This window comes from Hyunsoonleella sp. J2K-J805 (genome assembly GCF_057167125.1).
Window position 1 is genome coordinate 638,223 of record NZ_CM169901.1, and the last position, 18,599, is coordinate 656,821.

The following is an 18,599-nucleotide window of genomic DNA, read 5'->3' on the forward strand; positions in this document are numbered from 1 at the left end:
TGATGATATGGCTTTTAGAGGGATAAACTCACCCATATTTAATGTGTAAACCTGCTTTTCTGCTTACATATTTCTGCGATACTGCCCGCCTACTTCAAACAAAGCCTTTGTAATTTGCCCTAAGGAACAGACTTTACAAACTTCCATCAAAACTTCGAAAATATTTTGGTTATTGATGGCGGTTTCCTGAAGTTCCTTTAAAATCGGTTTCGTATCATTAGCTTTATGAAGGTTTTCTAAAGTTTTAATTTGAAATTGCTTCTCTTCTTCTGTGGCGCGGATAACTTCAGCAGGTAAAACAGTTTTTGAACCTTTACTGCTTAAAAAAGTATTTACACCAATTATTGGAAATTCACCATTGTGTTTTAAAGTTTCGTAGTACAAACTCTCCTCTTGGATTTTGCTACGTTGATACATAGTTTCCATTGCGCCAAGAACTCCACCGCGTTCGGTAATTCTATCAAATTCTAATAGTACCGCTTCTTCAACTAAGTTGGTTAACTCCTCAATAATAAAAGCACCTTGAATAGGGTTTTCGTTTTTAGCTAAACCTAACTCTTTGTTTATGATCAGTTGAATTGCCATGGCACGACGTACTGATTCCTCAGTTGGCGTAGTAATCGCCTCATCATACGCATTAGTGTGCAAAGAATTGCAATTATCGTAAATAGCATAAAGTGCTTGCAGTGTGGTTCTTATATCATTAAAATCAATTTCTTGAGCATGTAAACTTCGCCCTGATGTTTGAATATGATACTTCAACATTTGCGCTCTGGGGTTTGCACCATATTTTTCTTTCATGGCTTTTGCCCAAATTCTACGAGCCACCCTTCCAATAACTGCATATTCTGGATCTATGCCGTTTGAAAAGAAAAATGACAGATTTGGACCAAATTTATTGATGTCCATACCTCTACTCAAATAATATTCTACGTACGTAAAACCATTGGATAAAGTTAAAGCTAACTGCGTAATTGGGTTTGCACCAGCCTCAGCAATATGATAACCTGATATTGATACTGAATAAAAATTTCTAATATTGTTGTCAATAAAATATTCCTGCACATCTCCCATTAAGCGCAAAGCAAATTCAGTAGAAAAAATACAAGTATTTTGTGCTTGATCTTCCTTAAGAATATCTGCTTGAACCGTACCTCTAACTTGTGCAATGGTATCTTTTTTTATTTTTTGATAAACCTCTTTTGGCAACACTTGATCGCCAGTAACACCCAAAAGCATTAGCCCTAAGCCATTATTTCCCTCTGGTAATGTCCCATTATATGTTGGTCGCTCCTTATTTTTATATAGTTTTTCAATTTTGGAAATAACTTCTTTTTCAAGGTTGTTTTCTTTAATATAAATCTCACATTGCTGATCTATCGCGGCGTTCATAAAAAAACCTAAAAGCATTGGCGCAGGTCCGTTTATCGTCATACTTACCGAGGTCATCGGGTCTGCAAGATTAAAGCCAGAGTATAACTTTTTAGCATCATCTAAACAACAAATAGAAACACCTGCATTACCAATTTTACCATAAATGTCTGGGCGGTAATCTGGGTCGTTGCCATAAAGTGTTACACTATCAAAAGCAGTGGATAATCGTTTAGCTGGCATGCCTGTACTTACATAATGAAAACGTTTGTTTGTGCGCTCTGGACCACCTTCGCCAGCAAACATACGTGCTGGGTCTTCTCCAGTTCGCTTAAAGGGGTATAAACCTGAGGTGTACGGAAATTGCCCTGGTACATTTTCCTGCAAGCACCATTTTAAAATATCTCCCCAAGCTTTGTATTTTGGAAGCGTAACTTTTGGGATTTTAGTGTGGGACAATGATTCTGTATGCGTTTTAATTTCAATCTCCTTGCCCCTTACTTCAAAGGTATAAATAGGATTTTTGTAGCGATCTACGATTTTACCCCAGCCGCAAATAGTTTCCCAATTGTACGGACTTAAATCTTTTTTTACTTTATTAAATTCTGCAATTAATAATTTGATGAAATCGTTTTTATCGGTCTGTCCTGATACTTCCGAAGTATTGAGAATCTCATCTTCATTTAAACCTGATTCGCCGATAAAAGATTTTTCTACGACACTGAAGGATACATCTAAAACTGAGGAAATTGTTTGAAATATTCCATATAGTTTCTGAGCAACATCAACTTGTTCTGAACAGAATTTGTCATAAGATCGATTACTTTCTGCAATTTCAGACAAATACCTTGTTCTAGATGGAGGGATAATAAATAGTTTTTCACTTGTTTTATCAGTGGTCTTAAATGATGATTTCAACTGCGCCCCTACTTTTTCCACCAAAACATCCATAACTGCTTTGTAAAGTGTATTCATCCCTGGGTCGTTAAACTGCGAGGCTATAGTGCCGAAAACGGGCAATTGTTCCTGTGGCGTATCCCAAAGATCATTGTTACGCATGTATTGCTTTTTTACATCACGTAAGGCATCTTGGGCGCCCCGTTTATCAAATTTGTTAATGGCAACAATATCAGCAAAATCTAGCATATCAATTTTTTCCAATTGCGTAGCTGCACCAAATTCTGGTGTCATTACATATAACGACACATCAGAATGCTCTATAATCTCGGTATCACTCTGCCCTATTCCAGAAGTTTCCAAGATTATCAAATCATATTCAGCAGCTTTTAAAACTGCTACGGCCTCATTAACATGTTTTGAAAGGGCGAGATTGGACTGTCGTGTTGCCAAACTGCGCATGTATACTCTGTCATTATTAATAGAGTTCATCCTAATTCTATCACCTAGTAATGCGCCACCAGTTTTTCGCTTAGAAGGATCTACAGAAATAATACCAACTGTTTTTTTAGGAAAATCTAGTAAAAACCGTCTTACAAGTTCATCCACCAAACTGGATTTTCCAGCACCACCTGTCCCTGTAATACCCAAAACAGGAATGGTTGTGTTTTTGTTTTTAATAGTAATGTCGTTTAAAATACCTTTTGCGGTATTAGGGAAGTTTTCGGAAGAAGAAATTATTCTAGCGATAGCTTTCGGATTTTTCGTTTTCAGGTCTTTCAAAGAAACATCCAAATTATCTCCAATGGCAAAATCTGATTTTTCAACTAAATCATTAATCATACCTTGCAACCCCATTTCTCTTCCATCATCTGGAGAATAAATGCGTGTAATTCCATAATCCATCAAATTTTTAATTTCTGCAGGGAGAATTACTCCTCCGCCACCTCCAAAGATTTTGATGTGATTTGCACCTTTCTCTTTCAAAAGGTCATACATATATTGAAAATACTCGTTATGCCCACCCTGATAAGACGTTAAACATATAGCATTAACATCTTCTTGAATCGCCGTATTTACAACTTCCTCTACACTTCTGTCATGCCCTAGATGAATGACTTCAACACCCGTAGCTTGAATAATGCGCCGCATAATATTTATTGAGGCATCATGTCCATCAAAAAGAGATGCTGCGGTAACTACTCTAATTTTATGTTTTGGTTTATAAGGGCTGTGTTGATTCATTATTGAAAAATAACTATTTTACGGGTTGCAATTTACGAATAATTCAAAAAAAAATTGATTTCAAAACAGATTTTGCAAAAATATATCAATTTTAAGTCTCAAAACCCTTTTTATTTATTTTTGAAAGCTCAAAAGAAACCTCATGAAAAAAATCACGATTTTAATTCATTGTAAAGATCGTTCAAATATCATTGCAACTGTAACGAACTTCATTGCAAAAAAAAATGGCAATATTGTTTATCTAGATCAGCATGTTGATAGACAACAGGATATATTTTTCATGAGATTGGAAAGTGAGTTTACTGATGATAATTTTTCTACAGACACCTTTAAAACGTGTTTTAAGAATGATTTGGCTGATGCATTTGACATGAAATGGCGTATTTATTCTTCTGAAAAAAAGCCAAAAATGGCTTTATTCATATCCAAATACGATCATTGTTTGTATGATATTTTAGGACGTTATAATTCAGGTGAACTTCATCTTGAAATCCCATTTATTATAAGTAACCATATGAATTTAAAACCGATAGCAGATAGTTTTAAAATTCCATTTTATCATATACCGGTTACCAAAGACACAAAATCTGAAGCGGAGGATAAACAATTGGAACTACTTGAGGCCAACGGAATAGATTTTATAGTGCTTGCTAGATATATGCAAATTGTATCGCCAAAATTGATAAACAAATACCCTAACAAAATTATAAATATTCATCATTCATTTTTGCCAGCTTTTGTTGGTGCAAAACCATATCATTCAGCATATAAGCGTGGTGTAAAAATCATCGGTGCCACAAGCCACTATGTTACTGAAGAACTGGATGCTGGTCCAATCATAGAGCAAGATGTATCTAGAGTAACACATGCCTATACAATTAAAGACCTAATTGCAAAAGGCAGAGACCTTGAAAAAATAGTGTTGGCTAATGCCATAAAATTGCATTCTGAAAGAAAAGTAATGGTGTATAATAATAAGACCGTAATCTTTTCTTAGTTATTTCACTGATTTTCAATAGCATTTAATACTATTCTTAAAAAAAAGTTAACATTTGTTAATATTAACAAATGTTAATTGTGACTAATTTGATATATTGGTGTCCTAATTATTGAATAGATAAAAACCATTAACTAATTTCTTAATTTTTATGAAATCAAATTTTATTTTATGCCTAACTATTTTATTAGGCTTCGGAATGTCCCAAGCACAAAACTTACCTGCAAACCCCGATCCAGGGAAATGCTACGTAAAGTGTATTACAAAAGATGAGTTTAAGACAGTTGAAGAAACTATCCAAACCTATCCTGCATACACTAAATTAGAAGTTGTTCCTGCAACATACAGAACCGTTGAAGAGCGTGTTTTAGTTAAGGAAGCTTCTAAAAAGTTTGTTTATGTACCTGCTACTTACGAAACTGTTGAAGTACCGTATGTTAGCAAAGAAGGAAGATCTGACTTAAGCATTATTCCTGCTTCTTTTGGTTCTGATTCAAGAACTTTTGAAACATATCCTAAAACTTCTGGTTGGGAATACAGAGAAACAGCTTGTGATTCTCCAAATAAAGAGGATTGTATGGTAGCATGTTTTGTTGAGTATCCTGCACAATTTAGAGATGTAAGTTTTACTACTTTAGATAGAGACGCTGCTACAAGTAGTGTTCCTGTGCCAGAGCAAGGTGCTACCTACAAAAAACGTGTAGTAAAAACGCCTGCTAGAATGGATCAAATTGATATTCCTGCAGAGTACAAAACTATCAAACGTCAAGTTTTAGCTACTCCAGCTTCAACAAGAAGTGTAACTGTGCCTGCACAGTCTAAAACTGTAACTAGAACTGTTTTAGCTAAAAAAGGTGGTTTAACTACTTGGGAAGAAGTGGATTGTGGGTTATTAAATGCTAACGTATTACCAATATTCTACGAATTGGGTAGCGCTCGTATCACTCCTGCTTCAAAGAAAATTATTGATGAAACGTTATTACCATTATTAAACAGCAAGCCTGTAAGTATTGAATTAATGTCTCATACAGACTCTAGAGGTAACGATGATTTCAACATGTCATTATCACAACAACGTGCTAATTCTGTTGTAAACTATTTAGTATCTAAAGGTATTTCTAGAAGTAGATTATCTGCTAAAGGTTACGGAGAATCTAGATTAGTGAATCGTTGTTCTAATGGTGTTGATTGTTCTGAAGGAGAACACAGAAAGAACAGACGAACTGAATTTAGAGTTATTGGAAACTAATATTTAAGTTTTTATAAATTAAAAAGGTGCCATTGGCACCTTTTTTTATGCTTAACCCTCATCTTTAAAGATTTACATATTCCTTTTAAACTTAAAATATCCTAATAAACGGTGCAATTATCGTTATAAAACTTAACGACATCCCTAACTTTTTTTAATGTTTTATCTCTTATTTTTTCTTGAAGTTTTGTGCAGTCTTTAAAATAATCCCTTAGCAGTTTAACCTTTAACCCAAATACGCCTTGATCTGCTCTTACAAAAAAATCATCATTAGATTTTTTAAACAAAGTCATAAAATGCAATCTACTCTCAGCTTGTTCAAACCATTCTAATTGGTAATGACTTAAATTTCCAATTTGGATAAGTTTTAAGAAATGTTGCTCACCATTTTTTATGTCTATGTTATAAAAAGGATTAACAAAAGATTTAAAATTAAATGATTTTGAAGGTTGTTTTAGCCAAAAACTTATATAATTGTAATTATCCTTTTTAAATGATGCTACCTGTTTTCTCTTATAGCGTTTTTGTTTCCCTTTATCATCTATAATTCTAATCTTTTTATAAAGTTGTCTTCTACTTTCATTTATGTATACTACATTACCATAAAGCGTATCTCCAGTGTAAAGAACTACAAAGTCATTCCCAACTTTGCTTTGCGCATATACATTTACTGTTCCTAAAAGCATAAGTATTAGAATTAAAAAAGCACTTCTATGCATATCAACAATTATAAAAAATGAGTATTACTTAAACGGTAGTAATATGTATTCACGACATCAAAGCTGTGTAGTTATAGCACGTATAGAAAACACTCTAAAACGTTCTTTTAGTAATGATATACTTTGGATATTCAACCACCTTTTTTTCTATTTTAATGCCATAAGTATCATTTAAGTTAGAGGCCATTAAATCAAAATATTTATAATGCAATTCCCAATCGTGCGGTTCGTTGGCCATATCTTCATCACTGGCAATCACCGGTATTTCTAATAAATTAGCCAGTTGAAATCCAATTTGGTTTAACGACACATTATCCGCCTTAATATCAGAATCTCCGATTAAAAAATGAGGTGTGTCACTACCCCAATTAATTTGGTTTATATCCCAAAAACGTGCACTTGATAAATTTAAAAAAAGAACTTCTCCATTTGCAGAATCATATTTCCGTTTTAGCTTTAAATGCTTCAAAACAATACGTTCCATCTGTTTTAGTGCTTTTGTTTCATACTTAAAACGCATGCGGTATGTTTTGTTTAACTCAGAAGGCATATTTACTTGATTTCGATATGCATAATTTGCATAAGCAATAATATCCTTTAAGCTTCCTGTTAACTGTAAAAAATCTGGTTTCTCAATTATTTCCAATGTTTCGTAAGAATCGCTAATTTCGGTAATATCAAAATCTGTTTTTGGACCAGTTTCCTTAACAATATCTATTGGTTTATAAGATTGTAGCTTGTACATATCACCAATATCCATAGTTGTTTTATTGGTGCTTAAATAACCATCTAAATGGTAGTTTTTAAATTCTGCAGGATGGCCTTCCCAGAGTTTTTCGCCTTTGGCATTAAACAAAATTCCATAAGGCAAACTCGCTATATTATATTTTGAAAAGGTTTCTCCTTCATGATCTATAGCCACTGCCAATTCTAAAACATGCTTTGTCATAAAACGCTTCACTATATCAGGGTTTTCTTGACTTAGAGACATAATATGGAATTTCTCGGGGTATTGACGCTGCAAAGAGGTTAAATATTTGGATGCATGTATACAAGGCCCACACCAAGTTGCCCAAAAATCCACAAAATAGAGTGCATTGTCTTCAGACGTATTAATTTGAGAGTTTTGAATGTTTTCAGAGATTCTAATTTGCCCGAAAAATAGAGTCGGAAAAAGTATGGTGATAGCAAGAAGGATGAAGTGTTTCATTTTTAATTTCAAATACATAAAATAAGTGTCTATAACAGTAATAACAATAATTATGCTAGAATAGTATTTGGTTGGGATTACTGTGCAAAATAAATAAAAATTATAAAACTATGTGACCTTTTTAATTTTAACGTGTCTTATAAATATAAAATGAAGCCTAGTTAATTGAGGGATTAATCTGGTTTACACATATAAAGGCACCTAAATGCATGTTTTTTGGGTGTCTTATTTTTAGTATTCATTACTTTTGAAAATAAAACCCAATTATCATGCTACGTAAAATTCTTTCAGTTTTCATAATCTTTAATTTAATGGCCTGTGCCGAATTGCAAGGTGTTATTGATCAGTTGCCAAAAGGTGGAGTTCTAAGCAATGAAGAAATTGGTTCTGGTTTGCGACAAGCGTTAGATTTTGGAATAGACAAACAGGTTACCAAGCTTACCCAGAAAGATGGATTTTATAAAAATGATTTGGTAAAAATACTCCTGCCCGACGAGCTACAAAAAGTAGATAAAGCACTTAGGGATATTGGCTTAAGTAAGTTGGCAGATGAGGGGCTAAAAGTTTTAAATAGAGCCGCTGAAGATGCTGTAAAAGAGGCTACCCCTATCTTTGTTAACGCTGTAAAGGATATCACTTTTGCTGACGCAAAAAATATTTTACTAGGTAATGATGATGCAGCAACGCAATATCTAACTTCAAAAACGCAAACTGCTTTATATGATAAGTTTAATCCTGTGATTAAAAATTCTTTTAGTAAAGTTGGTGCTGATGATATTTGGAACAATCTTATCACTAAATACAATACTCTCCCATTTACTAATAACGTAAATCCGGATTTGACAGATTATGTTACCAATCAGGCATTAAAAGGCGTGTACACGATGATTGCTATTGAAGAAAAGGAAATAAGAAACAAAATAAACTCTAGAACTACAGATTTGTTGAAAAGGGTTTTTGCTTTACAAGATAGGCGCCCTTAGAGGATCATAACTGTCATTCTTAACGTGATCCAGAATCCCAATCTATTTTGTTCTCAAAAAATCGTGGATAGAACAAGAAATAAGTTCAGGTTGACAAATGAGCCTTTTATTCAGCTTTTTTATACAATCCATCAAAAGCAACAGTGATATCTTTATAATTAGTAATAGTTTCCCAATATTGCCTTACTGAACCATCTTCGTTCAACGTCCAGGTTACTTTATGATAATAGGGCTGTCCGTTTTTATTTTTGGATACATCGGTTTTTAAAATCATCTGATTGCCTGCCCTATTGCCTTTTAAGTGTAAGTTGCCACCCTGATTGTCAATCCAAATTTGCTCCCATTGGTTCTTGGCATTGTTGTAAAAATTGTTGCTAGTGCCCGTAAAATTACTTTTGGCACTAGTCCACTTCTCTCTTAAAACACAATTGTCCTGAATTTTATCAATAACATTTTTTCCCGCTATGGTGCCATCCGCATCGGTAACTGTCCATGACCCAATCCAAAAATCAAACTCCGAATGCTTTTCAGTCTAGCAATTGCAGTTACTTTCTTGTGCGGTAAGACCGATTGAAAACACAAACAAAAGGAAGTATAAAAATTTTATTCGCATAAGTATCAGACTTTTAAAATAATTATTTAAATTTAAAGATGTTTAGATGTCGTTAAGTGTTAATTAACATAACATTATAAAATACGCTTAACACGGTCTATACATATTCTTGAAATGTAAGTCTGTTGCAAGTTAATTTGTTTTGCCAACTACTTTTTTTAATACTTTCAAAAAAATGAAAAAATACAAAAAGGATGATTTTATCCAGCAAAACCAAATTGAACTCATAAAAAAGTACAAAACCCTTATAGAACAAGCTTACAATCTTAGACAAACTGATGCACCATTAAGTGATTTTTCTGAGTATAAAGCGATTAAATTACTGAACAAACTGAACAAACTAGGATACCTCGCCAGAAACCATCAAAGGCCAGCTGTATAAAGTTTAGCGTTTCTTTAACGTTCGCATTACATCCAAATCGGCAAAATGCTCGTAATTTATGGTAAAAGAGAAGATTATGAGTCCCCATTTTTGTAAAGTAGGCAAAATTAAAGTAAACACTAACAAATTAGTTAGTGTAAAAAAACTAGAGCGAAGAATAAAAAACTTTGTAGATGATATCAGCAAGGTTGAGTTTTCTAAAGATGCTCGCGGAGCCATTTGAAGTAGCGAAATGCTTTAATTAGTCTAGAGCCGTACCAAGAGAACATTTCTCCATCTACCAAAAGTATTTTTGCTTTTGGATAGAATTTTTTTATCTCTTTTTTGTGGGACGATTTAAAAGGAAAAGGTTCACTAGATAACATTACAAGTTCTACATTATTCTCTTCTTTTAACTCTATTTCCGGATAACGATTCTTATTTTTATTAATATTTTCAAATTTATTTAGCTGCATCATGTAATTTATAAATGTATCGTTTGCAGCAACTATCCAAGGGGCTCTCCATATAAAATATACTGATTTCAGATTGGACTTACTTTCAATGTAAACCTTAAAATCTTTTGCTTCTTTTCTTATTTCAGATATAATTTCTTCTGCTTTATTTCCTTTTTGAAAAAGAATACCATATTGTTGTATCAATTCATAACTATCTTCTAAATCAAAAATATCTGAAACATGAACGTTACAAATTTGTTCGCACTCATCTACAATTGCTTTGGTATTCTCTTCTTTATTACATAGAATAATATCAGGTTGTAGTGCTTTTATTTTATCAATATTGATTTGCTTTGTACCTCCTACTATTGTGGCCATAGTCTTAATATGTTGCGGATGGACACAAAATTTTGTCACACCAACAAGGTAATCTTCCAAACCCAAATCGAACAGTAATTCTGTTTGGCTAGGCACTAAAGACACAATTCGCTTTGGAATTGTTTTAATAAGTAACTGTCTATTTAATTGATCCCTAATCATAATATTCAAAACTAAATAATTCTTGTTTTAACCATTCTTAAAAAATACATTATTATATCTTCGCAAAAAAACCGAAATGCTTAAAGCTGTAATTTTTGATATGGACGGTGTGATTATCAATAGCGAACCTATGCACCATAAAGCATATCATGATATGTTTAATGAAATAGGTATCGACGTTTCAACAGGTATGTATGAATCATTTACGGGTCAATCAACTATCAATATTTGTAAAAAACTATGCACGCATTTTAATTTAAGTGAACCCCCTGAAACATTAGTTGCTCTAAAGCGCAAATATTATAAACAGTTTTTTGATACGGATTCTGATTTAGGTTTGATTGATGGCGTATTAGATTTAATTAAAAACTATCATGACAATGGATTAACCTTAGTTTTGGGATCTTCGGCTTCCATGAGTGGTATAAACATGATATTTGAGCGATTTGACTTAAACAAGTACTTTAAGGCTAAATTGAGCGGTGCAGATTTAAAACAGTCCAAACCACATCCTGAAATTTTTATCAAAGCTGCCGAAGCTACAGGTTTTAAGAAAGAAGAATGTTTGGTGATTGAAGATTCTACCAACGGTATTGAAGCTGCAAAATCTGCTGGAATATTTTGTGTGGGTTATGACAGTTTTCATTCTAAAAATCAAGATTATTCAAAAGCTAATATCCTCATAAATGATTTTAAAGATATTTATTTCGAAAAAATATCTGATAAATTCAACAAATCACTTATCTAAGCCTGAGTACGTTTGAGTGATTGAGCCCAAGCGGAATTGTATCGAGAATTTTTATAAACTCAAAAGTGATACTCCGTAGAAGCCTTAATCTCCTTTAGAACAAAATAGCTTTCTAAAACACCAATATTTTCAATTTTGGATAATTTTAAACGCACAAACTCATGGTATTCCTCAAGGCTTCTCAGGTGTATTTTCAAAAAGAAGTCCACCTTTCCTGCCATGTGATAGCATTCTTGCACCTCGGGCAATTCCTTGATTTGTCTATCAAATTTATCAATAAAGCCTTCATTATGATAGCGTAGCGACACCATACACACAGCACTTATAAGGCAATTCACTTTTTTTTTATCTACCAACGCCACATACTTTTTAATGTAGCCTGTTTTTTCCAAGCGCCTTATACGTTCGTATACAGGTGAAGCAGTTAGATGCAATAGTTTTGCTATATCCTTTGTTGTTTTCTTAGAATCCTGTTGTAGAATTCTTAATATGTTCAAATCAATATCATCCAATTTTTCCATAATCAGTAAACTTTACTTTTAAAGCATCAACATTAATAAAGATAAAGAAATTATATTCGCAGAAACAAATATTTGCAGAATAAAACACTTAAATATTAATAATTAACAGAATTTTTAATCGTCATATCTAATTATAAAATAATTTAGTACTGTTTCAATTTAAAACAAAATGAAAGAGAAAATTCTAATTATTGGTGCTAATGGCCAGTTAGGGTCTGTATTAACCAAAGCACTTCAAATTAAATACGGAGAAGCAAATATTACTGCAACGGATATTAAGTTTAGTGCAGACTTTAAAGGCAATTTTGAGTTTTTAGATGCCACAGACTTCAACAGCATTGTATCAGTTGTTAAAGAACACCGTATTACTCAAATATACCACATGGCGGCTATTTTATCTGCCAAAGGAGAACAGCAGCCCTTAAGAACTTGGGAAATTAACAACCAAACATTTCTAAATGTATTGGAAGCTGCAAGACTTAACAAAGTGGCGAAAGTGTTCTATCCAAGCTCCATAGCAGTTTACGGCGAAAATGCACCTAAATCCAATACACCACAAGATTTTTTCCTTATACCAACCACAGTTTACGGTATGAGTAAGGCTTCTGGGGAACATTGGGCTAATTATTACTTTTTGAAATATGGCTTAGATGTACGCTCCTTAAGATATCCAGGGGTTATCGGCTACCAAACTTCCCCTGGCGGTGGAACTACAGATTATGCTGTAGACGCCTACCATTATGCCGTTAAGAACGAAGTTTACACCTGCTTTTTAAATGAAACTTCTGCGCTTCCAATGATATACATGGATGATGCCATTAGAGCAACTATTGAATTAATGGAAGCGCCACCAAATAGCCTTAAAACAAGAACGTCTTACAACGTTGCAAGCATGAGTTTTAATCCAGCTGAATTACAAGAAGCTATTTCTGAAATTATGCCTAACTTTAAAATGGTATACAAGCCAGATTTTAGACAAAATATTGCAGATTCGTGGCCCGATAGTATTGACGATACCGAGGCAAGAAAAGATTGGAACTGGCAACCAAAATACGATTTGAAAGCCATGACTGTTGATATGATTAAAAATTTAAAGGAAACCTATAAAACCGAAAAAGCATAAACCATGTACGGAGCTATAAAACAACAATTTCAAGAAGATTTAGAAGCCATAAAAGAAAGTGGGTTGTACAAAAAAGAGCGTATTATCACCTCAAAACAAGGTGCAGAAATTGATACGCAATCCAACCCCGATGTCTTAAACTTTTGTGCAAATAACTACTTGGGATTATCCTCAAATAAAACTGTAATTCAGGCTGGAATTGATACCCTAAAATCTCATGGTTTTGGGTTATCTTCAGTCCGTTTTATTTGTGGAACTCAAGATATCCACAAGGAATTAGAGCGTAAAACCGCAGAGTTCCTCGGAATGGAAGACTGTATTCTTTATGCTGCCGCTTTTGATGCCAATGGTGGTTTATTTGAACCTTTGTTATCCAAGGAGGACGCAATTATTTCAGATGAATTAAATCACGCTTCAATCATAGATGGCGTGCGCTTGTGCAAAGCACAACGCTTTCGTTACAAGAACTGTGATATGAAGGATTTAGAAGCTCAGCTAAAAGCAGCGTCTTCCGCTAGAAGAAAATTAATAGTCTCTGATGGTTCGTTTTCTATGGATGGTAAAATTGCGCCGTTGGATAAAATATGCGATTTAGCAGATAAATACGAAGCTTTGGTTATGATTGACGAATGTCATTCTACGGGCTTTATTGGAAAAACGGGAAGAGGTGTTCACGAATACCATGGCGTTATGGACCGCGTAGATATTATCACTGGCACCTACGGAAAGGCGCTTGGCGGAGCCTCAGGTGGTTTTACGGCAGCTCGCAAAGAAATTGTGGATATTCTTCGTCAACATTCTAGGCCCTACTTATTTTCTAACACCCTTGCCCCTGCTATAGTTGGGGCAACGTTAAAAGTTTTCGATATCATTTCTGAAGACACATCGCTTAGGGATAAGTTAGAGGCAAATACTACGTTTTTTAGGACCGAAATGACAAAAGCAGGCTTCGATATAATATCAGGAATTCATCCTATTGTACCCATAATGCTTTATGACGCAAAACTATCGCAACAGTTTGCAAAAATGTTGTTAGACGAAGGCATTTACGTTATAGGCTTCTTCTACCCCGTTGTGCCCAAAGAAAAAGCCAGAATACGCGTGCAACTATCTGCTGCGCATAAAACAGAGCATATCCAAAAGGCGATAGATGCTTTTGTTAAGATTGGAAAAAGACTAGAGGTTATTTAATTACAATTTAATTACTTTTATTTGGGCGTTACCCTCGATGCTACATTAGAACGTTTAATGAAAACAACGTCCTCGGGTCGGGCTTTACGTTTCAAGTCCTCGTACCTGCGGGCTTTCCAATGCAATCCCTAACGCAACCCACCCCTAGCCCCTCCAAGGAGGGGAACTCTTACTCAGGCAATATGGTAAATGCTTTAACTATTTCGACTTCAAAAGCGCATTTTGCTCCTCCATCAATACCGTCAATTTGTCTAACAACTCAATATCCTTTGGCGTTTCAACGGTAGTATCCTTAGTATCTTGGGCCTTCTTTTTAAGTCGGTTCATAAACTTAACAACGATAAATACGGTGAACCCAATAATTATGAAATCCAAAAACACCTCGCCTAAGGCACCATAACCTATGGCTACTTCATCTTTTAATGTTGTACCATCGGTGTTTAAAACAGCATCTCTTAAAATGACTTTTTTGTTTTGAAAATTGACACCATCCGTTAGCAAAGACAAAGGTGGTAGCATCACTTGTTTCACTAAAACGTCAATTACTTTGTTAAATGCAGCGCCGATAATAATACCAATAGCCATATCCATCATATTGCCTTTTACGGCGAATTCCTTAAACTCTTTTAATAATTGCATAAGCTTCTAATTTAGAAATGCAAAATTAGAAGTTTCATCAGAATAGTTAAATATTATAAGAAAAATAAAAACGTTGTCAATTTGAGTGAATTTGACGATTGTAATGAGGCAAATTTGTATCGAGAATCAATAAAAGTTCTCGATACGATTTTTGAGCTTCGCTCGGTATCTTCAATCAAAATATATTTTGATTTCAATAACCTCCAAATCACTCGAACTGACACCTAGCTATTTCTTATAAAACTTAGCATAGCCGCGATATGCAAATGCCCCGAGAATAGCAATACATACACAAGCAATCGCAATGAACTTCACACTTACAATTTGATCGCCACTTGCGTATGAATGCAAACCAGCCAAATAGAAGTTCACCCCAAAATATGTCATTAAAATACTGCCGAATGCTACGATAGACATCAAATTGAAAAACCAACGGCCACGAAGCCCAGGAACCAATCGCATATGAATTACAAAAGCGTAAATCATAATACTAATCAATGCCCAAGTTTCTTTAGGATCCCAGCCCCAATAACGTCCCCAGCTTTCATTGGCCCACATGCCACCAAGGAAGTTCCCTATGGTCAACATTACCAATCCAACAGTTAATGCCATTTCATTAATAATGGTCAACTCTTGAATATTTAAAGCCATTTTCTTCTTGTTCCTCTCTGTGGTGCAGGCCATTAAGAATAAAGTCACGGCGCCTAAAATCATACCCAAAGTAAAAGGCCCATAACTTGCTACAATTACTGCAACGTGTATCATTAACCAATAACTGTTTAGAACTGGTTGAAGATTTGCAATGGACGGATCCATCCAATTCCAATGCGCTATCATTAAAATCATAGCGGTTACAAAAGCAGCTGAGGCTACGGTTAAATTAGAAGATTCGCCATTAAACACAGGTTTTATAGGAATTACAGAGGCTACCTGAACATCTTTTAAATGCGCTTTTTGTTTCTTTTTTACCTTGCTTATACCTGTAATTAGGCCAAATAACATCGTAGACCAAGCGACATAAATCATAGATTCATAAGCGTCACTCCACGGTGCATGTCCAGAAATATACCAGCGTGCTATTAATCCTGCTGTATGCAATAAAAACAATCCAATAATAATCCATTTGAATATATTGACGGCCACGTTTAAAAACTTATTCTTATCACTAAATATTTGAACAATCAGTATGATGAAAAACAGGGTACCAGCGTACATGTACCAGCTAAACAACTTTTTAAAAATATCATACTTGTTGTAAAGTACTTCAGTCCTAATTTTATCATCCGAAAGCATAACTTCTGCACCATACTTTTGTTGGGTTTTTTTAAATGCCGCTAGAAGTTTATCAGGCTCAGAGAAATCTCCGCTTTGTTTTGCTTCATTTAATTTAATCAAATAGGCTCTAAATCCATTTTTGATAAAATTACCATACAGTGAATCTTTAATTTTGGTATTGAAGCCTTCGAACGTATACTCAAAATTCGAAATCCATTTATTGTTTTCATCCTCTGGAATGGGGAATATCTTTAGTGAGCGCCCACGAATAGTATTGTACAATAAATTTACCTTCTGGTCAGTCTCTTTGAATTCTTTTTGAAATCCATTTGGTATTTGTGCTTTGTAAGCTTCATCTAAAAAAGGTGCCAATTTATATTCACCTCTATCTGAAAAGAAATCTGCCAGTGTTACGTATTTATCATCTTTTTCCGCACCTATTAAGGTTCTAATAGAGTCTCCTTTTTTCAGTTTTAAATAAATTACTGGTACGTTATACCACAACTGTGGACTTTCCTGCATCGACAAAAACACTTGATTTGCATCAAAACCCTCATAAGTGTCATGCTTACTTAACTTTCGCAATAATTCTGAAGCATAGGTGTTTACAGGCATCATACGACCACCAATATCTTGGATAACCATATTCCCAAAGGCTTCGGCGTGCTCTTTTGGGGTAATGTTTACTTTTAAAATGGAGTCTACTTGCGCTTTTGTCGGACCTACAAATTCATGACCATGATTATGCCCATCATCAGGAGAGTGCTGTTCTTGTTGTGCAAATCCAGTTAATGAAAAGCAGATTAAAAATATTGTCAATAACTCAGCCTTTTTTGACTTTACATTTTCCAAACGCTTCTTCAAATCCCAAAAACGTGTGCCTTTAGCAAACATAATGGCCATCAATCCAAAATACAGCAAAATATAACCGATATAGGTAATCAGAGTACCCCAATAGTCATGGTTTACAGAAAGAATAGTTCCCTTTTCATCAGGGTCAAAACTGGACTGAAAGAAGCGATATCCGCGATGATCCAAAATATTATTCATATAGATTTTATAATCGTAGCTCCCCTCCTGCTCGTCAACCACCGTAACTTCACTAGAATATGCAGAATAGCCATTTTCAGTTCCAGGGTAACGTTCAGCTTCAAAATCATTTAATTTGACTCCAAAAGGTAATTCTAATTCTTTTGAACCATATCTAAATTCAAACTCCAAACCGCCAACTTCAACTTTCTTGTAGTTGCTGTAGCGTCCTTTTCCACCAAGTAATCCAAGAGTTTTAGTTTCACCGTTAGAGGTAATTTTTAAAACTGCGCCATCATCATCATTTTTTAATATTTGAGGCTTTTTAACAATATCAAAAAAACCTTTAGTTACTGGTTTTGGAAACACCATTTGCATATTTCCGATAACGTAACGTGATCGTAAATACAAAGGCTGTAAACTGTCTTTCACCAATTTTCCTTGAGCTCCAGTTCTCATTGTCATATACTCACCTTCAAAAGGTGAATTGATACTAAGAGAGTTTCCCTCTTGAGTAATATTTATAGCTCCAGGTGTTGGCTTGTCTAAGGCAAATAAAATGTTATGAATGTTTGCTACTTGACCAACTTTTAAGAAGTGATTATGTGGGCCATTAGTTCCCGCCTCCACAATTTTTAAATAAGACTCACCATTGTCGTCATGAACAATACCCTCTTCCGCACCACCAATAAACTTTTCTAATTCAATGGTAAAAGGCTGTCCGTTATATTCGGAATTCAAACTAAAATCATTGTCCAATCTTGGAGAAAAATCAACCTCTTCTTCAAGCACACGCATTTGATTAACACCGTTGACTTTATAATCCCCAAAAACGCGACCAGTAATATATGTTTTCTGCGACAAGAATGTATTTTCAGTAGCACCTTCGCGAATCGCCATCATGCCCTCAAAACTAACGTAACGTGTAATAAATGCTCCAACAAGAATGAAAATAAAAGATAAATGCAAAACTAAAGTCGCCCATTTTTCTTTTTTATACAGACGATATCTAAAGATATTCCCAGTGAAATTCACTACAAAAAGTCCCATAATTGCTTCAAACCACCACGCGTTATAAATTAAATTTCTGGTGTATGGTGTTGGAGAGGTGTCTTGTCCTGCATCCATAAATGTTCCTGCAGCCATAGCAGCCGCAAAAGCGATGAATAAAACAGCGGTAAGTCGTGTAGAAAAAAGAATTTTGGCGAGTTTATCTAACATAACAATTTGCACTTTTTTTGCTCGTGCAAAAATACGGATAAATGTGAATTTAAACTTTATTTTAACAGGGGTTTAAATAGTTTCTTTTTGTTTATACCAATTCTAGATTGAATTCAATTGAAAACGTTTGTCATTCAGAACGAAACGCAGTGAAGTGAAGAATCTCTTTTTAGACTCTAGATTCTTCAGGCCTAAACTTCGTTTATATA

Annotated in this window: 15 protein-coding genes; 7 read left to right on the forward strand and 8 right to left on the reverse strand. The window is 34.4% G+C overall.

What is annotated here, in order from left to right; genetic code table 11:
* Window positions 1-63 precede the first annotated feature (63 nt).
* Entirely contained in the window at window positions 64-3,513 is a 3,450-nt protein-coding gene (locus AC1B0Z_RS02815; protein ID WP_483794034.1) for a methylmalonyl-CoA mutase family protein, read from the reverse strand.
* A gap of 142 nt (window positions 3,514-3,655) precedes the next feature.
* Here AC1B0Z_RS02815 and purU point away from each other — a divergent pair, with 142 nt between their 5' ends.
* Window positions 3,656-4,510 (forward strand): formyltetrahydrofolate deformylase, encoded by an 855-nt coding sequence (purU, locus tag AC1B0Z_RS02820; protein ID WP_483794035.1) that lies wholly within the window; start codon window positions 3,656-3,658, stop codon window positions 4,508-4,510.
* A gap of 151 nt (window positions 4,511-4,661) precedes the next feature.
* A complete protein-coding gene (locus tag AC1B0Z_RS02825) occupies window positions 4,662-5,759 on the forward strand; it encodes an OmpA family protein (RefSeq protein ID WP_483794036.1) in 1,098 nt (365 codons plus the stop codon).
* Between the two features lie 101 nt (window positions 5,760-5,860).
* Here the strand turns inward: AC1B0Z_RS02825 and AC1B0Z_RS02830 are convergent, their stop codons facing one another.
* Window positions 5,861-6,445 carry a hypothetical protein gene (locus AC1B0Z_RS02830; RefSeq protein ID WP_483794037.1) on the reverse strand — a complete coding sequence of 195 codons (585 nt, stop codon included), beginning with the start codon at window positions 6,443-6,445 and terminating at the stop codon, window positions 5,861-5,863.
* A gap of 127 nt (window positions 6,446-6,572) precedes the next feature.
* Window positions 6,573-7,688, reverse strand: a complete 1,116-nt coding sequence (locus AC1B0Z_RS02835) for a TlpA family protein disulfide reductase (RefSeq protein WP_483794038.1) — start codon at window positions 7,686-7,688, stop codon at window positions 6,573-6,575.
* A 269-nt stretch (window positions 7,689-7,957) separates the two neighbouring features.
* Between AC1B0Z_RS02835 and AC1B0Z_RS02840 the strand changes: the two genes are divergently transcribed.
* Window positions 7,958-8,671 carry a DUF4197 domain-containing protein gene (locus AC1B0Z_RS02840; protein ID WP_483794039.1) on the forward strand — a complete coding sequence of 238 codons (714 nt, stop codon included), beginning with the start codon at window positions 7,958-7,960 and terminating at the stop codon, window positions 8,669-8,671.
* Window positions 8,672-8,777: 106 nt separating this feature from the next.
* On the opposite strand, the gene AC1B0Z_RS02845 is transcribed toward AC1B0Z_RS02840, so the two are convergent.
* Complete coding sequence (locus tag AC1B0Z_RS02845; RefSeq protein WP_483794040.1) at window positions 8,778-8,945, reverse strand: hypothetical protein; 168 nt, start codon at window positions 8,943-8,945, stop codon at window positions 8,778-8,780.
* 514 nt (window positions 8,946-9,459) lie between these two features.
* On the opposite strand from AC1B0Z_RS02845, the gene AC1B0Z_RS02850 reads away from it, so the two are divergent.
* Window positions 9,460-9,666: a Lacal_2735 family protein gene (locus AC1B0Z_RS02850; protein ID WP_483794041.1), complete on the forward strand. Its 207-nt coding sequence runs from the start codon at window positions 9,460-9,462 to the stop codon at window positions 9,664-9,666.
* Between the two features lie 197 nt (window positions 9,667-9,863).
* Here AC1B0Z_RS02850 and AC1B0Z_RS02855 read toward each other — a convergent pair whose 3' ends face one another.
* Entirely contained in the window at window positions 9,864-10,643 is a 780-nt protein-coding gene (locus tag AC1B0Z_RS02855) for an ABC transporter substrate-binding protein (protein WP_483794042.1), read from the reverse strand.
* 76 nt (window positions 10,644-10,719) lie between these two features.
* Between AC1B0Z_RS02855 and AC1B0Z_RS02860 the strand changes: the two genes are divergently transcribed.
* On the forward strand, window positions 10,720-11,391 hold the full coding sequence (locus tag AC1B0Z_RS02860; RefSeq protein ID WP_483794043.1) for an HAD family hydrolase: 672 nt from the start codon (window positions 10,720-10,722) through the stop codon (window positions 11,389-11,391).
* Between the two features lie 59 nt (window positions 11,392-11,450).
* On the opposite strand, the gene AC1B0Z_RS02865 is transcribed toward AC1B0Z_RS02860, so the two are convergent.
* Complete coding sequence (locus tag AC1B0Z_RS02865; protein ID WP_483794044.1) at window positions 11,451-11,912, reverse strand: Lrp/AsnC family transcriptional regulator; 462 nt, start codon at window positions 11,910-11,912, stop codon at window positions 11,451-11,453.
* A 169-nt stretch (window positions 11,913-12,081) separates the two neighbouring features.
* On the opposite strand from AC1B0Z_RS02865, the gene AC1B0Z_RS02870 reads away from it, so the two are divergent.
* Entirely contained in the window at window positions 12,082-13,035 is a 954-nt protein-coding gene (locus tag AC1B0Z_RS02870; RefSeq protein WP_483794045.1) for an NAD-dependent epimerase/dehydratase family protein, read from the forward strand.
* A gap of 3 nt (window positions 13,036-13,038) precedes the next feature.
* Window positions 13,039-14,226 carry a glycine C-acetyltransferase gene (gene kbl / locus AC1B0Z_RS02875; protein ID WP_483794046.1) on the forward strand — a complete coding sequence of 396 codons (1,188 nt, stop codon included), beginning with the start codon at window positions 13,039-13,041 and terminating at the stop codon, window positions 14,224-14,226.
* Window positions 14,227-14,424: 198 nt separating this feature from the next.
* Here kbl and mscL read toward each other — a convergent pair whose 3' ends face one another.
* Both mscL and AC1B0Z_RS02885 read right to left on the reverse strand, forming a co-directional pair.
* Entirely contained in the window at window positions 14,425-14,865 is a 441-nt protein-coding gene (gene mscL, locus AC1B0Z_RS02880; RefSeq protein ID WP_483794047.1) for a large conductance mechanosensitive channel protein MscL, read from the reverse strand.
* A gap of 228 nt (window positions 14,866-15,093) precedes the next feature.
* Complete coding sequence (locus AC1B0Z_RS02885) at window positions 15,094-18,390, reverse strand: cytochrome c biogenesis protein (protein WP_483794048.1); 3,297 nt, start codon at window positions 18,388-18,390, stop codon at window positions 15,094-15,096.
* Window positions 18,391-18,599: the final 209 nt, after the last annotated feature.

Coding starts and splice junctions, on each gene's coding strand:
- AC1B0Z_RS02815 (WP_483794034.1), bottom strand. CDS start 3,513: ATGAATCAACACAGCCCTTATAAACCAAAACATAAAATTAGAGTAGTT.
- purU (WP_483794035.1), top strand. CDS start 3,656: ATGAAAAAAATCACGATTTTAATTCATTGTAAAGATCGTTCAAATATC.
- AC1B0Z_RS02825 (WP_483794036.1), top strand. CDS start 4,662: ATGAAATCAAATTTTATTTTATGCCTAACTATTTTATTAGGCTTCGGA.
- AC1B0Z_RS02830 (WP_483794037.1), bottom strand. CDS start 6,445: ATGCTTTTAGGAACAGTAAATGTATATGCGCAAAGCAAAGTTGGGAAT.
- AC1B0Z_RS02835 (WP_483794038.1), bottom strand. CDS start 7,688: ATGAAACACTTCATCCTTCTTGCTATCACCATACTTTTTCCGACTCTA.
- AC1B0Z_RS02840 (WP_483794039.1), top strand. CDS start 7,958: ATGCTACGTAAAATTCTTTCAGTTTTCATAATCTTTAATTTAATGGCC.
- AC1B0Z_RS02845 (WP_483794040.1), bottom strand. CDS start 8,945: ATGATTTTAAAAACCGATGTATCCAAAAATAAAAACGGACAGCCCTAT.
- AC1B0Z_RS02850 (WP_483794041.1), top strand. CDS start 9,460: ATGAAAAAATACAAAAAGGATGATTTTATCCAGCAAAACCAAATTGAA.
- AC1B0Z_RS02855 (WP_483794042.1), bottom strand. CDS start 10,643: ATGATTAGGGATCAATTAAATAGACAGTTACTTATTAAAACAATTCCA.
- AC1B0Z_RS02860 (WP_483794043.1), top strand. CDS start 10,720: ATGCTTAAAGCTGTAATTTTTGATATGGACGGTGTGATTATCAATAGC.
- AC1B0Z_RS02865 (WP_483794044.1), bottom strand. CDS start 11,912: ATGGAAAAATTGGATGATATTGATTTGAACATATTAAGAATTCTACAA.
- AC1B0Z_RS02870 (WP_483794045.1), top strand. CDS start 12,082: ATGAAAGAGAAAATTCTAATTATTGGTGCTAATGGCCAGTTAGGGTCT.
- kbl (WP_483794046.1), top strand. CDS start 13,039: ATGTACGGAGCTATAAAACAACAATTTCAAGAAGATTTAGAAGCCATA.
- mscL (WP_483794047.1), bottom strand. CDS start 14,865: ATGCAATTATTAAAAGAGTTTAAGGAATTCGCCGTAAAAGGCAATATG.
- AC1B0Z_RS02885 (WP_483794048.1), bottom strand. CDS start 18,390: ATGTTAGATAAACTCGCCAAAATTCTTTTTTCTACACGACTTACCGCT.